Source organism: Curtobacterium phyllosphaerae (genome assembly GCF_049341865.1).
GTDB lineage: Bacteria > Actinomycetota > Actinomycetes > Actinomycetales > Microbacteriaceae > Curtobacterium > Curtobacterium phyllosphaerae.
The window spans coordinates 279,190-296,783 of the sequence record NZ_JBMPIU010000003.1; the positions used below are offsets into that span (position 1 = coordinate 279,190).

Here is a 17,594-nt window from a genome sequence, read left to right on the forward strand (position 1 = left end):
CCGCCGACCGGGACATGGCCGGCCGTGCCGTCGAGGACCGCGACGCCGTCGTGTCCGTCGACGACCTGTCCGTGACGTTCGCGACCGACAACGGGGACGTCTCCGCGGTTGACCACGTGTCCGTCGAGGTCCGGCCCGGCGAGGTCCTGGCGCTCGTCGGCGAGTCCGGCTCCGGCAAGTCCGTCACCGCCAGGAGCATGCTGCGGCTGCTCCCGGAGACCGCCACCGTGTCCGGCGCGGTCGTCATCGGGGGGTCGGACGTCGTCCGGGTGTCGCAGCAGCGGCTCCGCGAGCTCCGCGGGACCGCCGGTGCGATGGTCTTCCAGGAACCGTCGACGGCCCTGAACCCGGTGTACACGGTGGGGTGGCAGATCGCCGAGGGGATCCGCGCGCACGGCGGCGTCTCGAAGAAGGAGGCGCGCGAGCGCGCGATCGAGTACCTGCGCCGTGTCGGCATCCCCGACCCGGAGACCCGGGTGGACCACTACCCGCACCAGTTCTCCGGCGGGCAGAAGCAGCGCGTCGTCATCGCGATGGCGCTCGTGCTCGAGCCGAGCGTGATCATCGCCGACGAGCCGACGACCGCCCTCGACGTCACGGTGCAGGCCGAGATCCTCGACCTGCTCCGCCGGTGCCGTGACGAGTTCGGCGCGGCGATCGTGCTCATCACGCACAACATGGGCGTCGTCGCCGACCTCGCCGACCGGGTCGCCGTCATGTACCAGGGGCAGGTCGTCGAGCAGGCGGACGTGCGCTCGCTGTTCGCGAGCCCGCAGGCGGACTACACCAAGCGCCTCCTGGCCGCCGTCCCGAGGCTGGAGGCGGCGACCACGTCCGACCGACGCGCGCTGGTCGACGGGTCGGTCGCGCCCGTCGTCGCGGCGCGGGGGCTCGAGATCGAGTACCCGGGACGCCTCGGCAGCCCGGCGTTCCGCGCCGTGAAGGGCGTCGACCTGACGATCCGTCCCGGCGAGGTCCTCGGCCTCGTGGGGGAGTCCGGCTCCGGCAAGACCACCATCGGTCGGGCGATCGCGGGGCTCACCCGGGTCACCGGCGGGTCGCTCGAGGTGCTCGGGACCGAGATGCTCGGGTACCGCGAACGCGACTTCAAGCGGCTGCGCAAGGACATCGGGTTCGTGTTCCAGGACCCGGCGTCGAGCTTCAACCCGCTGCTGACGATCGCGGACGCCGTCGCCGAACCGCTCGTCGTGCACGGCGAGGCGCGGTCGCCGAGTCAGGCCCGGGCACGGGTGGACGAGCTCCTCGAGGCCGTCCAGCTCCCGCGGGCGTACGGCGACCGCTACCCACACGAGCTCTCCGGCGGACAACGGCAGCGCGCGTCGCTGGCGCGGTCGTTGGCGCTCCGGCCGAAGCTCCTGATCGCGGACGAGCCGACGAGCGCTCTCGACGTCTCCGTGCAGGCGCGCGTGCTCGAGCTCTTCCTCGAACTCCAGCAGGACCTCGGCTTCGCGTCGCTGTTCATCAGCCACGACCTCGCCGTCGTCGGTGCGCTCTCCGATCGGATCGCCGTGCTCTACCGCGGGGACCTGGTCGAGGAGGGCACCGCGGCGGAGGTCCTCGGCGCGCCCCGGCATCCCTACACGCAGCGGTTGCTGGCGTCGCTGCCCGTCCCGGACCCCGCGGAGCAGGCCGAGCGACGGCGTACCCTGGCGGAGCTGGACGGAGCAGCGACGGCGTGAGCGACATCGTGCCGGGCCGGACAGCGGGACAGGGGTCAGCATGATCGGGGTCGACGGGCCGGCCGTCGTGGCGGACGACGTCTCGATCGAGTACCGGGGGACGGCGTCGCACCGGCCGGTCCGCGCCGTGGACGGTGTCAGCCTGACCGTGCGGCAGGGTGAGATCCTCGCGCTGCTCGGACAGTCCGGCTCGGGCAAGTCGACGTTCGCGGCGGCGGTCGCGGCGCAGCTCGGGAGCGGGCAGGACGGCGAGGCCTCCGCGCGACGTCGGATCGTCGGCGGCGAGCTCACGGTCCTCGGCCAGGGGGTCCGCCGACTCCCGGTGCACTCGCGCCGACGGACGCGGCTGCTCGGGTCGATCGGGTACCTGTCGCAGGACGCCGCCGACCGGTTGAGCCCGGACCTCACCGTCGGCGAGGCGATCGCGGAACCGATCTACGCCCGGGACCGCCGGTTCGACCGGAGGGCCGCCGGGCTCATGGTCGCGCGGCTGGTGGACGCGGTGCACCTGCCGCTCGGGATCATGCGCGCGGCGACCTGGGAGCTGTCGAGCGGGCAGCGGCAGCGCGTCGCCCTGGCGCGGTCGCTCGTGCTCGAACCACGACTGCTCGTGGCCGACGAACCGGCTCGGGGTGTCGACGTCCTCGTCCGCCAGTCGGTGCTCGAGGCCCTCGCGACGCTCCAGCGCAACCGGCAGTTCTCCGCCGTCGTCGTGTCGAGCGAGGTCCGCGAGGCCCGTGCGCTCGCCGACCGCGTCGCCGTGATGAACGAGGGTCGGCTCGTCGGTCTCGGCACGTTCGACGAGGTCTTCGACGCGCCGGTCGACCCGTACGTCAAGGTGCTCGCGGCGACGGCCGCACGCACCACGAAGCGCGCCGCACCGACCGCACGCCGGTCGTCCACCCCGCGTGCCGGAGCGACGCCCACCGGAGGAGTGCAGTGACCACGACGCCCGCCACCACCTCGGAGCGCGGCCACCGCGCGGTCGTGACCGATGCCGGCCGGCCACTCGCCGGACCGGTGCCGACCGCCGGACCGGTGGCGATCCTCCCGTCCGAGCACGATCTGCACGTGCACGCGGTCGAACGGGCCGGTGGGACGGTCGCGCCGCTGTCGGACGCGACGACCGCGGTCGTCTGGCTGGACGCGCGCGACCCGGACGGACTGGAGGCGGCACTCGCGTCCGCACCGTCCGTCACCTGGGTGCAGCTCCCGTTCGCCGGCGTCGACGCGTTCGCACACGTCATCGCGGCGCACGCGGACCACGTCCTGTTCACGAGTGCCAAGGGCGCCTACGCGGAGCCGGTCGCCGAGCATGCGCTCGCGCTGACGCTCGCCACGCTCCGCGTCCTCCAGCGGCGGGCGCGCGCCCGGACGTGGGCGACCGAACCGGAGGGCGTGTCGCTCTACGGGCGCCACGTCGTCGTGATCGGCGCCGGGGGGATCGCGCTGGAGTACATCCGGCTCATCGCGCCGTTCGAGACGCGCGTCACGGTCGTCCGGCGGTCCGCAGCACCCGTGCCGGGTGCGGACCGGACGATCACGTCGGACCGGTTGCACGAGGTCCTGCCGACCGCCGACGTCGTGATGATCGCGGCCGCGATGACCGACGGGACGGCGAAGCTGTTCGGCGCGCCGGAGTTCGCGATGATGCGGCGGAGTGCCCGCCTGGTGAACGTCGCCCGCGGCGGACTCGTCGACACGGACGCGCTCGTCGAGGCCCTGCGGAGCGGTGCGATCGCGGCGGCGGGTGTCGACGTCACGGATCCGGAACCGCTGCCGGACGGGCACCCGCTCTGGGACGAACCCGGTGCCGTCATCACGCCGCATCAGGCCGACACCCCCGAGATGACGGCGCCGCTGCTCGCGGAACGGATCGCGGCGAACACGACGGCGTTCCTCGCCGGGACGGGCGAGGGGTTCATCGGCGTCGTGGATCCGGCTGCGGGCTACTGAGCCGGAGCGACGCGCCCGGGCTTCGTCGCGGATGGTGAACGGTGAGGTGCCGTCCTGCTATGCTTGGCCCCGCTGTTGAAGCCCAGACAGTATTCCTCGATAGCTCAATTGGCAGAGCAGCCGGCTGTTAACCGGCAGGTTGTTGGTTCGAGTCCAACTCGGGGAGCAGGAGTCGGCAGACTAGGTGCCGACAGACCCGATGCCGGAAGCCCTCACCATGCGGTGGGGGCTTCTCGCGTTGCGGTGGGGGCTCCTCGCGTTGCGGTGAGGGCTCCCTCGGTGTCCGCGGCCGTCAGCCCTCCGGGTGGTCGCGACCCGGCAGCCAGCTCTTGCCCGGAACGCCCCAGCTCTGCTTCTTCACGGCCTTCAGCGCCTGCTTGCCGTACGGGTGGGTCAGGCGGTCGACGTAGAGCAACCCGTCGAGATGGTCGTACTCGTGCTGGAAGATCCGCGCCAACCACCCGTGCGCCTCGACCTCGAACGGTTCGCCGTGCTCGTCGACGGCGCGGAGCAGGGCGCCGTCGGAGCGTCGGAGCGGGAACCGTTCGCCCGGGACCGACAGGCAGCCCTCGGATTCGTCGTCCTCGTCGAGTTCCTGCACGGACTCCGGTCCGGCCGGTGTGATCCACAGGACGGGGTTGATCGCGACACCCCGGTGGAGGACGCCGTCATCATCGGTCCATGAGAACACGAACACGCGCTTCCCGACACCGACCTGGGGGCCGGCGAGACCCACCCCGGGCGCCAGGTCCATGGTCTCGAACATGTCCGCGACCAGTTCCTGGAGCTCGTCGCCGAAGTCGGTGACCTCCGACGCGACGGAGTGGAGCACGGGCTCGCCGGAGATGCGGATCGGAAGAACGGCCATTCGTCCAGGTTATCGGCCGGCCGCGGGATAGCCTCGACGCGTGACTCGGGACTCCATCGAACCGACGGACGCCGGCGCGTGACGTCCGACATCGCCGGCCTGACCGACGCGGTCAACATCAACCTCACGCCCTTCCAGGCGCTCATGATCCCCGTGGCGCTCGTGGGCGCGGTGTTCCTGTCGCTCGGTGCGCAGTTCCAGAGTCGTGGAGTCCGACGGGTCGAGTCGCGGCTCGGCAAGCAGACCAAGGGGCTGAGCGTGTCGCACATGCTCGCGCTCGTGTCGAGCGGGAACTGGGTGCTCGGCACGCTCATGCTCGGCATGGCCGTCGTGCTCCAGCTCATCAGCATCACGTTCGCCCCGCTGATCGTCGTGCAGCCGCTCGGCGCCGTCGCGCTCGTCATCACGACCTGGTTCTCGACGCGGTCGTCCGGGATCCCCCTCGGCCCGAAGTCCCGTCGCGCCGTGTGGACCTGCATCGTCGGCGTCGCGATCTTCGTCGCGATCGCCGCACTCGTCGGGCACGAGACCGCCATCTCCCGCGCCCAGCTCATCACCGTGCTCGTCGTCCTCGCGATCGTGCTGGCGATCGTGCTGCTGTCCTTCAAGGTCGTCCAGCGGCACAAGAGCGCGCTGTACTACATCATCGGGGCCGGGATCCTGTACGGGTTCGTGGCGACGCTCGCCAAGGTGTCGTTGAACCGGTTCGTCAACCACTCGTTCGACTGGGTGACGGTGTTCGCGGTGCTCGGGGTGGTCGTCGCGTCGGCGCTCGGCGGGTACTTCGTGCAGAACGCGTACGCATCGGGCTCGCCGGACCTCGTGATCGCCGGACTCACCGTGATCGACCCGATCGTCGCGGTCGGCATCGGCGTCATCGTCCTGCAGGAGGCCGCCGGGGCGCCGCCCATCGCGGTCATCGGGTTCCTCGTGGCGGCGGCGATCGCGATCACCGGGGTGTTCCAGCTCGCGAAGCACCACCCGCAGTCGGCACGATGAGCGGCTCCGGTCCGTGTCCGCGGTGCCGGTTCCGGTGCCGGTGCCGGTTCCGGTGCCGATGCCGGTGAGGGAGGCTGTGGCGCAGGCGTCGGGGTCGTCCGCGCGGTGAGGGAGCTTCGGAGGAGCCGTACGGTAGCGTTCCACCCGCACCCAGGGCATCGACCCCGCAGGACGAGAGGACCACGCGCTCCGTGTCAGGACAGGACGACTCCACCCCGCCCCCGCCCCCGTCGCCGCGCTCCGGCCGTCTCCGTGTCCTGATGGCGGCGGACACGTTCCCGCCGGACGTCAACGGTGCCGCCAACTTCTGCGAACGTCTCGCCGTCGGGCTCACCGAGCGCGGGCACGATGTGCACATCGTCGCACCGGCCCCGACCGGGACCCGGCCGGGCACGGTCCTCGAGCAGCACGGCGGCGTCACGCTCACCGTGCACCGGTTGTTCTCGCTGCGCTGGCCCGGACACTGGCTGCGCTTCGCCTGGCCTTGGACCGCGCGGCGCAACACCGCCCGGATCCTCGACGCGTTCCACCCGGACGTCGTGCACCTGCAGTCGCACATCGTCATCGGCCGGGCCGTCACGCGTGAGGCGATCGACCGTGGCATCCCGGTCATCGCGACGAACCACTTCATGCCGGAGAACGTGCTCGACCAGGCGCCGTTGCCCCAGTGGATCATCCCGCTCGCGATCCGGATCGCCTGGCGCGACGCCGCGAAGACCTACCGCCTGGTCGACGCCATCACCGCGCCGACGCGTCGGGCCGCCGAGTACCTCGAAGCCGCTGTCGACGTCCACGACGTCCTCGCGGTGTCCTGCGGCATCGAGGCGTCGCGGTACACCTCGCGCGACGTCCGGCCGGCGGACAACGAGATCGTCTTCGTCGGCCGGATCGCCGCGGAGAAGCAGATCGAGGTCCTCCTCCGGGCGATGACGCTGCTCGACCCGGCGATCGGTGCGACGCTCACGATCGTCGGCGGTGGCGACCACGTGTCCACCATCGAGAAGCTCATCACCGAGCTCGGGATCGGCGACCGCGTCACCCTGACCGGGTTCAGCTCCGACGAGGTGCTCCGCGCCGCACTGACGAACGGGACCGTCTTCGCGATGCCGTCGACGGCAGAACTCCAGAGCATCGCCTCGCTCGAGGCGATGGCGTCCGGCCTGCCGATCGTCGCCGCGGACGCGATGGCACTCCCGCACCTCGTCGACGGCAACGGCTACCTGTTCCGCGCCGGGGACGAGCGCGACATGGCGGCGAAGCTCACGGCCGTGCTCACCGCGGACGACGAGGAGTACCTGCGCATGAAGCACCGGAGCCTCGCCATGATCGCGCCGCACGACATCGAGCGCACGCTCCAGACGTTCGAGTCCCTGTATCGTGGAGAGCCGGTGGCCGACGGCCCCGACGCGGGGCGGTAGCCAAGCTGGTCAAGGCAGTCTGCTCATAACGGAACGATTCGCGGGTTCGAGTCCCGCCCGCCCTACCGTGTCGGGAACGCGCAAGGCGGCGATGCCCGCGTCGGCGATGCGGAGGGGCTGGTCGATGCGGACCGGGGCGACGCCCGCGGATAAGGTCGTTGCATGAGGAAACGGCACGCCGAGGCAGAGCACCCGAACACGCCCGCGCCGAACGTGACGTTCCAGAGCACCAAGGGCGGCACCGGGCTCCGCATCAACGCGTTCCGGCTCGGGTTCATGGGCGGGATCGGGGTCCTCGTGGCCCTGCTCGCCGGGGTGCTCGTGTCGGAGCTCTCCACGGTCATCGTCTACATCGGCGTCGCGGTGTTCATCGCGCTCGGTCTCGACCCGGTGGTCACGTGGCTCGAGCGGTTCATCCCGCGGTGGCTCGCGATCCTCCTGGTCGTGCTCGCCGTCATCGGGGTGTTCGTGGCGATCCTGTTCGCGATCATCCCGGTGCTCGTGAACCAGACCACGAACCTCATCGGCAACGTCCCCGGTTTCGTGCAGGACATCTCGAAGCAAGAGTGGGTGCAGGACCTGTCGAAGCAGTTCCAGGGCACGTTCGACGTCGACAAGGCGCTGCAGTCGGTGCAGACGTTCGTCGAGAACCCGAGCAACGTCCTCGGCATCTTCGGCGGCATCCTGGCGGTCGGAGCGGGCATCGCGTCCGGGCTGACGGGCGCGATCATCGTGCTCATCCTGATGTTGTACTTCCTCGCATCGCTCCGCGGGATCAAGCAGATGACCTACCGGTTCGTGCCGGCCACCCGTCGCGAGAACTTCGCGGTCGTGACCGAGCAGATCACCGGATCGGTCGGTCGGTACGTCGTCGGACAGGTCGCCGAGGCCGTGCTGAACGGTGTGCTCAGCCTGGTCTTCCTGTCGATCATCGGCGCGCCGCTGCCCGTGCTGTTGGCGACGCTCGCGTTCCTCGGGGCGCTGATCCCGCTCGTCGGCACGTTGAGCGCCGCGGTGGTCATCTGTCTGATCTGCCTCTTCGCGTCACCCGCGACCGCGCTGTTCGCCGCGATCTACTACTTGATCTACATGCAGGTCGAGGCGTACGTCATCGCGCCGCGCATCATGTCGCGGGCGGTGCAGGTCCCCGGTGCACTGGTCGTCATCGCCGCGGTCGCGGGCGGCACGATCGGCGGGGTGCTCGGCGCGCTCGTGTCCGTCCCGGTCGCCGCATCGGTGATCATCATCGTGCAACAGGTCATCTACCCGCGCCAGGACCAGTTGTGACGTCCGCCGGTCCCGGGTCGCTCGCCGAGTTCCGCGCGGCACGGGAGCGGGCCGTCCGTGCACCTCGCGGTCCCCTCGCCCTCGTGAACGCGCAGACCGTCACCCGGGACGCGACCGTGGTCTGGCCGGTTCCGGGTCGCTGGTCGCCGACGCTCGGCGGGCTCGCCGTGACCGCGACGGCCTCGGACGGCATCGTGGTCGACGGCATCCCCGTGGACGGCACCGTCGTCGCGGCGGGCGACTCCGCGGTCGTCCCGTCGAGCATCGCGTTCGCGGACGGCCGGTCGGCGACGATCGGGTCGGTGCCGGAGGGGCAGTCGCTCCGGATCTGGGACCCGGCCGCGGACGCGATCGCGCGCTTCGCCCGCATCGGCGTCTTCGACCCCTCGCCCGAGTGGGTGGTGCAGGGCGCGTACACGCCGGTCGCGTCCGGTGGACAGGACGACTCCGGGACGGAGGGTCGGGGCACCGTCCTCGACGCCGCCGGCGTCCCGCTGACGGTCGCCGGACACATCGCGGTGGAGTTCGGCGACGTCCATGCGGACCTCGTCGCGGTCGGAGCGCCGACGTTCGCCGGGTCGGCCCGGCTGCAGGTCACCTTCCAGGACGCCACCTCGGGCGACACGACGTACTCGATGGGACGCTTCCTGTTCCTCGACGACCCTGGATCGGCTGGTCCGGTCGTCCTCGACTTCAACCGCGCCGTGCTCCCGCCATGTGCGTTCTCGTACCAGTTCGCGTGCCCGATCCCGCCGGAGCAGAACCGGTTGCCGATCGCGGTGACGGCGGGGGAGACCCGCGGGTACGACGTCGACGGGAACGCCGTGCACTGACCGCTCGGCGCGGAGACGCGTCCGCGCCCACCGGTGCTTGCCGTTCTCAGCCGTGACCCTGCATAATGGGCCTGTCCGAGGACATCACAATCGCATATCGAACGCCGCCACGCTGCATCCTGAGCGCGGACGAGCCTCTGCCAGGTCGATGGGGAAGTCGCACCTGATGAGCGGAGGAATCGTGACGCAGCAAGGGAAACACCAGCACGGGGCGGCACGTGGAGTGCTCTACGTGCACTCCTCACCCCGCGCGCTCTGCCCCCATGTCGAATGGGCCGCAGGTCGCGCCATGAGTCGTGCCGTGAACTTCTCGTGGCTCGATCAGCCTGTGCTCGACGGTGCCCGACGGACCGAGTACACCTGGACCGGCGCGGTCGGCACAGGTGCGGCGATCGCGTCGGCGCTCCGCGGCTGGGAGCACCTGCGCTACGAGGTGACCGAGGACCCGACCGACGCCTCCGACGGTGGACGCTGGATGCACACGCCCGACCTCGGTGTGTTCTACGCGCAGACGGACGTCTCGGGGAACGTCGTCGTCGCTGAGGACCGCGTCCGCTACGCGATGGAGGTCGCCGGCAGCAACGCCCTCGAGCTCCACCGGGAGCTGCGACTGGCCCTCGGGCAGGCCTGGGACGACGAACTCGAGCCGTTCCGTCACGCCGGCGAGGACAACCCCGTCGTCTGGCTGCACCGGGTCGGCTGACCCGGATCCGCTACGCCGTCCGGATCGCGACGACGGCGTTGTGCCCGCCGAAGCCGAACGAGTTGCTGATCGCGAGCAGGTCGCCCGCGGGCAGGTCGCGCGGTGCCCGGGCGACGTCCATCACGATCTCCGGCTCCTGCTCGTCGAGGTTGATCGTCGGTGGTGCGACCCGGTTGTGCAGGGCGAGGACGGTGAACATCGCCTCGATCGCGCCGGCGCCCCCGAGCAGGTGCCCGGTCGACGCCTTCGTCGCGGACACCACGATGTCGTCGAGTCCGTCGCCGAACACCCGACGCATCGCGTGGTACTCGGCGATGTCACCCACCGAGGTGGAGGTGGCGTGCGCGTTCACGTGCACGACGTCGGACCGCGACGCGCCGGCGTGCTCGAGTGCCTGGATGACCGCTCGGGCGGCTGCACTGCCCTCCGGGTCGGGCGCGGTGATGTGGAACGCGTCCGAGGTGATCCCGCCACCGGCGATCTCGGCGTAGATCCGGGCACCGCGCGCCACGGCGTGCTCCTTCGTCTCGAGGATCAGCGCCGCAGCGCCGTCGCCGAGCACGAAGCCGTCCCGGGTGACGTCGTAGGGGCGGGACGCGCCCTCGGGGTCGTCGTTGCGGCGGGAGAGCGCCTGCATCGCCGAGAACGCACCGAGGGGCATCGGGTGCAGCGCCGCCTCGGAGCCGCCGGCGATGACGATGTCCGCGATGCCGGTCGACACGTGCCGGTACGCCTCGGCGAGGGACTCGGTGCTCGAGGCGCACGCGGAGATGTAGGTGCGGGCGCCACCACGGGCACCGAAGGCCATCTCGATGGCCGCGGCCGGGCCGTTCGCCATGAGCATCGGGACCGTCATCGGGAGCATCCGACGCGGGCCGCGCTCCCGCAGGGTGTCCCAACCGTCGAGCAGCGTGTTGACACCGCCGATGCCGGTCGCCCAGTCGACGATGAGCCGCTCCGGGTCGACGGTGGTGTCGTCGATGCCGGCGTCGGCCCATGCTTCACGCGCCGCGATGAGCGAGAGCTGCGAGCCGGGGTCGAGACGCTTGACCTCTTGTCGGGTCAGCTGGTCGCCGATGAACTTGCGCGCCTGCCCCGCGAAGTGGACGGGGAGCTCGTAGCGCTCGACCCAGTCCTCCTCGATGGTGCTGATGCCGGACTTGCCGGCGAGGAGCGCGTCCCACGACTCCGAGGCGGACGCGCCGAGCGGGGAGATGGCGCCGACGCCGGTGACGACGACGGTGGAGGTGGTGGTCATGACGACGATCCTTCTGCGTGGGTGGGACGGAGGGTGGCCCCCGCCGGGGACAGGAGAGCGCCGTGTCCGACCGACCCTGGGGTCAACCGGGCCACGGCGCTCGCGGGTCCCTGGCGGGACCGGTGACTCGTGTCAGCCCTGTGCCTTGGTGATGTAGTGCACGGCGTCGCCGACGGTCTTGAGGTTCTTGACCTCTTCGTCGGGGATCTTGACGTCGAACTTCTCCTCGGCGTTGACGACGATGGTCATCATCGAGATCGAGTCGATGTCGAGGTCGTCGGTGAACGACTTGTCCATCTCGACCGTGTCGGTGGCGATGCCGGTCTCGTCGTTGATGAGCTCGGCCAGGCCGGCGAGGACTTCGTCAGTGGACGCTGCCATGTTCTTCTCCTTGATGGGGGGTGTCGTTGACCGTGGACAAGCCTAGGGCACGCGCGGGCGACGGGTTCGGTTGACTGGGACGGATGGGACGGGAGTGGGGCGGGCCTAGGGCAGGACCACGACCTGTGCACCGAACACGAGGCCGGCACCGAACCCGATCTGCAGCGCGAGACCGCCGTGCAGGTCCGGGTGTTCCTCGAGCAGCCGGTGGGTCGCGAGGGGGATGCTCGCGGCCGACGTGTTGCCGGTGGTGGTGATGTCGCGCCCGATGACGACGCGCTCGGGGATCCCGAGCTGCTTGGCGAACTCGTCGATGATGCGCATGTTCGCCTGGTGCGGCACGAAGGCGGCGAGCTGGTCCGCGGTGACGCCGGCGGCGTCGAGGGCACGCTGGGCGACCTTGACCATCTCCCAGACGGCCCAGCGGAAGACGGTCTGGCCCTCCTGGCGGATCGTCGGTTGTTCACCGCCGGAGCGCCACTCGGAGAACGTCGACGTCATCCGGATCGCGTCCCACTTGGACCCGTCCGACCCCCACACGGTCGGGGCGATGCCCGGGGTGTCGCTCGGTCCGACGACCGCGGCACCGGCACCGTCGCCGAGCAGGAACGAGATCGAACGGTCGGTCGGATCGACGATGTCGCTGAGTTTCTCGGCCCCGACGACGAGGACGTAGTCCGCGACACCGCTCTTCACGAAGGAGTCGGCCTGGGCGATCCCGTACGCGTACCCGGCGCAGGCGGCGCTGATGTCGTAGGCGGCGGCGGGCGTGGCACCGATCCGCTCGGCGAGGAGGGACGCCATGGACGGCGTCGCGACGGTGTTCGTGACGGTCGAGATGAGCACGACGCCGAGCTGGTCGGCCGTGATCCCGGCCTTGGCGAGGGCTTCGCGCGATGCGGCCTCCGCGAGGTCGACGGCGCCGACGTCGGCCCCGGCGCGGGCGCGGGTCACGATGCCCGTGCGCTGCCGGATCCACTCGTCGGACGAGTCGATCGGACCGACGAGGTCCTCGTTCGGCACGGCGTTCTCGCCGCGTGCCGCGCCGATCCCGAGGATGCGGGTGAACGCGTGGCCACGCTGCTGCTGCAGGACCGGCAGGGCCGGTGCCGCGGCCGGGCCGGACGGGAGGCCCGCGGTGGCGTCCGGCAGGTCGGTCTCGATCGTCATGCGGTCACGTCCGCATCGGTGAGCAGGGCGACGGCGGCGTCGAGGTCGTCGGGCGTCGAGAGCCCGATGGCCGGGGTGCCGCGGAGCCCGCGCTTGGCGAGGCCGACGAGGGCTCCGGCCGGTGCGAGCTCGATGATCCCGGTCACACCGGCGTCGGCGAACGTGCGCATGACGAGGTCCCAGTGCACCGGGTTCGCGATCTGGCGCACCATCAGGTCGACGAAGCGGCGGCCGTCCTCGATGCGCGTGCCGTCCGCGTTCGTCCAGATCGGCAGGGTCGGGTCGCTGACGGTCGCCGCAGCCGCGACGGGCGCCACGCGCTCGACCGCCGGCGCCATGTACCGCGTGTGGAACGCACCGGCGACGCTGAGCGGGACGACCCGTGTCCGGGCCGGCGGGTTCGTCGAGAACGCGCCGAGCGCCTCCAGGCTGCCCGCCACGACCGTCTGGCCACCGCCGTTGTGGTTCGCGGGGACGAGTCCGGCGGCGTCGAGTGCTGCCGCGAGTGCGTCCTCGTCGCCGCCGAGGACGGCGCTCATGCCGGTCGGTTCGAGCGCCGCGGCGGCGGCCATGGCCCGACCGCGCTCGGCGACGAGCGACACGGCGTCGGTCGGCGCGATGACGCCGGCGATCGACGCAGCGGTGAACTCGCCGACCGAGTGTCCCGCGACGCCTCCGACGAGGGCGCGACGGCCCTCGGCGAGCAGGGCGTCCGCGGCGATCAGACCCGCCGCGACGATGAGCGGCTGGGCGAGGGCCGTGTCGCGGATGGTGTCGGCGTCCGACGCGGTGCCGTGCTCGGCGAGGTCGATGCCGATCGCGTCGGACCAGGCGCCGACACGGTCGCGGACGGCGGCGTCCTCGAGCCAGGGGGCCAGGAAGCCGGGGGTCTGGGAGCCCTGTCCGGGCGCGACGACGACGATCACCGGACAATCCTCTCCGGCGGACAGGACCCGGCGTGTGTGCGCATCAGCACAAGAAACTCCTCGGACATTGGCTGGACTCCACAAACGGACGGGTACCGCTCGTGGTCGGACTCAGCGGCGCGGCGGCCGGCGGCGCGTGGCCGCGGACTCCGACATCGCGCCGATGATGAGTGCGGACTGGACGATGAGGGCGTCCCGGGCGTGCGTGGCGTCCCAGCCGATGACGTCCGCGACGCGGCGGAGGCGGTACCGGACGGTGTTCGGGTGGACGAACAGCTCGCGGGCCGTGGCCTCGAGCGACCGGCCCGTGTCGAGGTAGCACCAGAGCGTCTGGAGCAGCTCGGTCGACTGGTCCTTGAGCGGCGTGTAGATCCGCTGCACCAGGGCGCTCCGGGCGAGCGGGTCGCCGGCGAACGCCCGTTCCGGGAGCAGGTCGTCCGCGAGGGCCGGCCGCGGCGCACCGCGCCATGCGCGGGCGACGGCGAACCCGGCGAGGGCGGCCTTCGCGCTCGTCGACGCGTCGACCACGCCGGGGACCTCGTTGCCGAGCACCAGGTGGCCGTCGCCGAAGAGCGGCTCGAGCGCGGTGGCGATCGTCATGAACGACACGGGCTCCTCGCCGTCCGGGGTGTCGTCCCGCGGCGTCGCCCGGCCGATCACGACGACGAGCCGGGAGCCCTGGACCCCGATCAGGACGTCGGCGTCCATGTGGCGAGCGGTCCGTCGCACCGAGTCGACCTCGAGCTGCCGCGGCGCCGTCCCGACGAGCACTGCGACCTCGCCGTGCCCGTGCCACCCGAGGGCGGCGATCCGCGAGGGCAGTTCGTCGTCGTACTCACCGGAGAGGATCGAGTCGACCACGAGTGCTTCGAGACGGGCGTCCCAGAGCCCGCGGGCCTCGGCGGCGCGGGCGTAGACGTCGGCCGACGCGAACGCGATCTCCCGCGAGTACATCAGGATCGCCTCCTGCAAGACGTCGTCGCCGTCCTTGGCGCGATCCTCGACGACCTCGACCACGACGCGGATGAGCTGCAGCGTCTGCTGCAGGCTCACCGAGCGGAGGAGCTCACGGGGTGCGGCGCCGAAGACGTCCGCGGCGACCCACGGCGACGCCTGCGGGTCCTCGAACCACGAGATGAACGACGTGATGCCGGCCTGGGCGACGAGCCCGACGGCCGAGCGTCGGCCAGGCGGCATCTCGCGGTACCACGGGAGGGTGTCCTCGAGACGCTGGATCGTTGCGCTCGCGAGTTCGCCGGAGACGCCGCGGAGCCAGGCGAGGGTCCGTTCCCGGTCGCCCTCCCGGCCCGCGGCGTCCGCGCGCAGTGTCACCACCCGGTCAGCTCTCGCCGCCCGCGGACCCGGTCGTGCCGGCCGTGACGTCGTGCAGCCGGTACTTGTCGATGGCGGCCTGGACGACCGACGGGTCGACCTTCTGCTGGCGGGCGAGCTGCTGGAGCGTGCGCACCACGACCGACGGTCCGTCGATCTTGAAGAAGCGGCGCGCGGCGGCACGGGTGTCCGAGAACCCGAAGCCGTCCGCACCGAGCGTCGCGAAGTCGCGCGGGACGAACTGCCGGATCTGGTCCGGGACGGCGTGCATGAAGTCCGAGACCGCGACGACGGGGCCGTCGGTCTGCTGCAACCGCTCGGTGACGTACGGCGTCCGGGGCTGCTCGCCCGGGTTGAGGAACGCGTGCTCGTCCGCGGCGAGGCCGTCGCGGCGGAGCTCGCCCCAGCTCGTGACGCTCCAGACGTCGGCCGAGACGCCCCAGTCCTCGGCGAGGAGCTGCTGCGCCTCGAGGATCCACGGCACGGCGACGCCGGACGCGAGCAGTTGGGCCTTCGGGCCGTCGTGCTCGCTCGGCTTGAGCAGGTACATGCCCTTGACGATGCCGGTGACGTCGACGTCCTCGGGCTCGGCCGGCTGGACGATCGGCTCGTTGTACACCGTGAGGTAGTACGAGACGTTCGGGTCGCTGTGCGTCGGCTCGCCGTCGTCGTCGACCCCGTACATGCGGTCGAGTCCGGCCTGCACGATGCGGCCGATCTCGTACCCGTAGGCCGGGTCGTAGGACACCACCGCGGGGTTCGTCGCCGCGAGGAGCAGCGAGTGCCCGTCGGCGTGCTGCAGGCCCTCGCCGGTCAGCGTGGTGCGACCGGCCGTGGCGCCGATGATGAACCCGCGGGCCATCTGGTCGCCGGCGGCCCACAGGGCGTCGCCGGTGCGCTGGAACCCGAACATCGAGTAGAAGACGTAGACCGGGATGAGCGGCTCGCCCTGCGTCGAGTAGGAGGTGCCGACGGCGGTGTACGCCGCGACGGCACCCGCCTCGTTGATGCCGACGTGGATGAGCTGGCCCTCGGGGCTCTCCTTGTACGCCAGGAGGAGCTCGCGGTCGACCGACGTGTAGTGCTGGCCGTTCGGGTTGTAGATCTTCGCCGTCGGGAAGTAGGCGTCCATGCCGAAGGTGCGCGCCTCGTCCGGGATGATCGGGACGATGCGGTTGCCGAAGTCCGGCGCGCGGAGCAGGTCCTTGAGCAGCCGGGCGAACGCCATGGTCGTGGCGATCTCCTGCTTGCCGGAGCCCTTCTTGGCGATCGCGTAGCGCGCGTCGTCCGGCAGGGACACCTGCGTGTACTTCGTCCGTCGCTCCGGCACGTACCCGCCGAGCTCGCGACGACGCTCGTGCATGTACTGGATCGCCTCGTCGTCGTTCCCCGGGTGGTAGTACGGCGGGGTGTACGGGTTCTCCTCGAGCTGCGCGTCGGAGACCGGGATGCGCATCTCGTCGCGGAACTGCTTGAGGTTGTCGAGGGTCAGCTTCTTCATCTGGTGGGTCGCGTTGCGGCCCTCGAAGCTCGGGCCGAGGCCGTAGCCCTTGACCGTCTTGGCGAGGATGACGGTCGGCTGGCCCTTGTGCTCCGCCGCCGCCTTGAACGCCGCGTAGACCTTGCGGTAGTCGTGGCCACCGCGCTTGAGGTTCCAGATCTGGTCGTCGGTGTAGTCCTCGACCATCGCGAGGGTCTTCGGGTCGCGCCCGAAGAAGTTCTCGCGGACGTAGGCGCCGTTCTCGGCCTTGTACGTCTGGTAGTCGCCGTCCGGCGTGCGGTTCATCAGGTTGAGGAGCGCGCCCTCGGTGTCCTTGGCGAGGAGGTCGTCCCACTCGCGACCCCAGACGACCTTGATGACGTTCCAGCCGGCGCCGCGGAAGAACGCCTCGAGCTCCTGGATGATCTTGCCGTTGCCGCGGACCGGTCCGTCGAGGCGCTGCAGGTTGCAGTTGATGACGAAGTTGAGGTTGTCGAGGCCGTCGTTCGCGGCGACCTGCAGCTGTCCGCGGGACTCGACCTCGTCCATCTCGCCATCGCCGAGGAACGCCCAGACCTGCTGGTCGGAGGCGTCCTTGATGCCGCGGTTCGTGAGGTACTTGGCCTGCTGCGCCTGGTAGATCGCGTTGATCGGGCCGATGCCCATCGACACGGTCGGGAACTGCCAGAAGTGCGGCATGAGGCGCGGGTGGGGGTACGACGACAGGCCGCCGCCGGCGTGCGAGTGCTCCTGGCGGAAGCCGTCGAGCTGGTCTTCGCCGAGACGGCCCTCGAGGAACGCGCGGGCGTACATGCCGGGGGAGGCGTGGCCCTGGAAGAAGACCTGGTCGCCGCCGGACGCGTGGTCCTGCGCGCGGAAGAAGTGGTTGTACCCGACCTCGTACAGGGCGGCACTCGAGGCGTAGGTGGAGATGTGTCCGCCGACCGCGATGCCCGGGCGCTGCGCGCGGTGCACGGTGATGGCGGCGTTCCAGCGGATCCACCGGCGGTAGCGGCGCTCGAGTTCTTCGTCGCCCGGGAAGTCGGGCTCGTTCTCCGGAGCGATCGTGTTGACGTAGTCCGTGGTCGGGACCATCGGCACGTTCAGGTGGAGTTCCTTGGACCGCTTCAGCAGGCTGAGCATGACATCACGCCCACGCTCGTGCCCGTTCGCCGCGACCAGGCCGTCGAGGGACTCGCGCCACTCGGCGGTCTCCTCCGGGTCCTGGTCCCTGTGGTCGGCGCTGTATGGGTCCTGGTCGTTCACCGTCACCCTTGACCTCG

15 protein-coding genes and 2 tRNA genes are annotated in these 17,594 nt (G+C 71.1%); 10 read left to right on the top strand and 7 right to left on the bottom strand.

The features are described 5' to 3' along the window. The first annotated feature begins 14 nt into the window (after nt 1–14). The 4 genes from ACO0E0_RS06955 (at nt 15) to ACO0E0_RS06970 (ending at nt 3,822) form a co-directional block, all read left to right on the top strand. Nucleotides 15–1,700 carry an ABC transporter ATP-binding protein gene (locus tag ACO0E0_RS06955; RefSeq protein WP_422870894.1) on the top strand — a complete coding sequence of 562 codons (1,686 nt, stop codon included), beginning with the start codon at nt 15–17 and terminating at the stop codon, nt 1,698–1,700. Nucleotides 1,701–1,740: 40 nt separating this feature from the next. Continuing rightward, on the top strand, nt 1,741–2,643 hold the full coding sequence (locus tag ACO0E0_RS06960; RefSeq protein WP_422870675.1) for an ATP-binding cassette domain-containing protein: 903 nt from the start codon (nt 1,741–1,743) through the stop codon (nt 2,641–2,643). Then, nucleotides 2,640–3,656, top strand: a complete 1,017-nt coding sequence (locus ACO0E0_RS06965) for a D-isomer specific 2-hydroxyacid dehydrogenase family protein (protein ID WP_422870676.1) — start codon at nt 2,640–2,642, stop codon at nt 3,654–3,656. Before ACO0E0_RS06960 ends, ACO0E0_RS06965 begins: the two co-directional genes overlap by 4 nt. A 93-nt stretch (nt 3,657–3,749) precedes the next feature. Beyond that, a tRNA-Asn gene (locus ACO0E0_RS06970) sits at nt 3,750–3,822 on the top strand. A 126-nt stretch (nt 3,823–3,948) separates the two neighbouring features. On the opposite strand, the gene def is transcribed toward ACO0E0_RS06970, so the two are convergent. Next, nucleotides 3,949–4,524 (bottom strand): peptide deformylase, encoded by a 576-nt coding sequence (def, locus tag ACO0E0_RS06975; RefSeq protein WP_422870677.1) that lies wholly within the window; start codon nt 4,522–4,524, stop codon nt 3,949–3,951. A gap of 78 nt (nt 4,525–4,602) precedes the next feature. On the opposite strand from def, the gene ACO0E0_RS06980 reads away from it, so the two are divergent. The 6 genes from ACO0E0_RS06980 to ACO0E0_RS07005 all read left to right on the top strand — a co-directional run bounded on the left by ACO0E0_RS06980 (nt 4,603) and on the right by ACO0E0_RS07005 (nt 9,764). Beyond that, on the top strand, nt 4,603–5,523 hold the full coding sequence (locus tag ACO0E0_RS06980) for a DMT family protein (RefSeq protein WP_422870678.1): 921 nt from the start codon (nt 4,603–4,605) through the stop codon (nt 5,521–5,523). Between the two features lie 191 nt (nt 5,524–5,714). After that, entirely contained in the window at nt 5,715–6,941 is a 1,227-nt protein-coding gene (locus ACO0E0_RS06985) for a glycosyltransferase (RefSeq protein ID WP_422870679.1), read from the top strand. Next, nucleotides 6,932–7,006: transfer RNA gene (locus ACO0E0_RS06990), tRNA-Ile, on the top strand. The genes ACO0E0_RS06985 and ACO0E0_RS06990 overlap by 10 nt, the downstream gene beginning before the upstream one ends. Before the next feature lie 97 nt (nt 7,007–7,103). Continuing rightward, on the top strand, nt 7,104–8,228 hold the full coding sequence (locus ACO0E0_RS06995) for an AI-2E family transporter (protein WP_422870680.1): 1,125 nt from the start codon (nt 7,104–7,106) through the stop codon (nt 8,226–8,228). Next, on the top strand, nt 8,225–9,061 hold the full coding sequence (locus ACO0E0_RS07000) for a DUF1684 domain-containing protein (RefSeq protein ID WP_422870681.1): 837 nt from the start codon (nt 8,225–8,227) through the stop codon (nt 9,059–9,061). Before ACO0E0_RS06995 ends, ACO0E0_RS07000 begins: the two co-directional genes overlap by 4 nt. Before the next feature lie 166 nt (nt 9,062–9,227). Further along, nucleotides 9,228–9,764: a DUF3145 domain-containing protein gene (locus tag ACO0E0_RS07005; RefSeq protein WP_422870682.1), complete on the top strand. Its 537-nt coding sequence runs from the start codon at nt 9,228–9,230 to the stop codon at nt 9,762–9,764. A 10-nt stretch (nt 9,765–9,774) separates the two neighbouring features. On the opposite strand, the gene ACO0E0_RS07010 is transcribed toward ACO0E0_RS07005, so the two are convergent. The 6 genes from ACO0E0_RS07010 to aceE all read right to left on the bottom strand — a co-directional run bounded on the left by ACO0E0_RS07010 (nt 9,775) and on the right by aceE (nt 17,583). Further along, nucleotides 9,775–11,022: a beta-ketoacyl-[acyl-carrier-protein] synthase family protein gene (locus ACO0E0_RS07010; RefSeq protein WP_422870683.1), complete on the bottom strand. Its 1,248-nt coding sequence runs from the start codon at nt 11,020–11,022 to the stop codon at nt 9,775–9,777. 132 nt (nt 11,023–11,154) lie between these two features. Beyond that, nucleotides 11,155–11,403, bottom strand: a complete 249-nt coding sequence (locus tag ACO0E0_RS07015) for an acyl carrier protein (protein WP_422870684.1) — start codon at nt 11,401–11,403, stop codon at nt 11,155–11,157. A 105-nt stretch (nt 11,404–11,508) separates the two neighbouring features. Next, entirely contained in the window at nt 11,509–12,573 is a 1,065-nt protein-coding gene (locus ACO0E0_RS07020) for a beta-ketoacyl-ACP synthase III (protein ID WP_422870685.1), read from the bottom strand. Beyond that, entirely contained in the window at nt 12,570–13,499 is a 930-nt protein-coding gene (locus ACO0E0_RS07025; RefSeq protein WP_422870686.1) for an ACP S-malonyltransferase, read from the bottom strand. Before ACO0E0_RS07025 ends, ACO0E0_RS07020 begins: the two co-directional genes overlap by 4 nt. 111 nt (nt 13,500–13,610) lie before the next feature. After that, a complete protein-coding gene (locus ACO0E0_RS07030) occupies nt 13,611–14,831 on the bottom strand; it encodes a PucR family transcriptional regulator (protein ID WP_422870895.1) in 1,221 nt (406 codons plus the stop codon). Between the two features lie 7 nt (nt 14,832–14,838). Then, nucleotides 14,839–17,583 (bottom strand): pyruvate dehydrogenase (acetyl-transferring), homodimeric type, encoded by a 2,745-nt coding sequence (gene aceE, locus ACO0E0_RS07035; protein WP_422870687.1) that lies wholly within the window; start codon nt 17,581–17,583, stop codon nt 14,839–14,841. Between the last annotated feature and the right edge of the window lie 11 nt (nt 17,584–17,594).

Bases quoted from the DNA above. Each gene is read 5' to 3' on its own strand.
- ACO0E0_RS06955 (WP_422870894.1), top strand. From the start codon at position 15: ATGGCCGGCCGTGCCGTCGAGGACCGCGACGCCGTCGTGTCCGTCGAC.
- ACO0E0_RS06960 (WP_422870675.1), top strand. From the start codon at position 1,741: ATGATCGGGGTCGACGGGCCGGCCGTCGTGGCGGACGACGTCTCGATC.
- def (WP_422870677.1), bottom strand. From the start codon at position 4,524: ATGGCCGTTCTTCCGATCCGCATCTCCGGCGAGCCCGTGCTCCACTCC.
- ACO0E0_RS06995 (WP_422870680.1), top strand. From the start codon at position 7,104: ATGAGGAAACGGCACGCCGAGGCAGAGCACCCGAACACGCCCGCGCCG.
- ACO0E0_RS07005 (WP_422870682.1), top strand. From the start codon at position 9,228: ATGAGCGGAGGAATCGTGACGCAGCAAGGGAAACACCAGCACGGGGCG.
- ACO0E0_RS07010 (WP_422870683.1), bottom strand. From the start codon at position 11,022: ATGACCACCACCTCCACCGTCGTCGTCACCGGCGTCGGCGCCATCTCC.
- ACO0E0_RS07015 (WP_422870684.1), bottom strand. From the start codon at position 11,403: ATGGCAGCGTCCACTGACGAAGTCCTCGCCGGCCTGGCCGAGCTCATC.
- ACO0E0_RS07020 (WP_422870685.1), bottom strand. From the start codon at position 12,573: ATGACGATCGAGACCGACCTGCCGGACGCCACCGCGGGCCTCCCGTCC.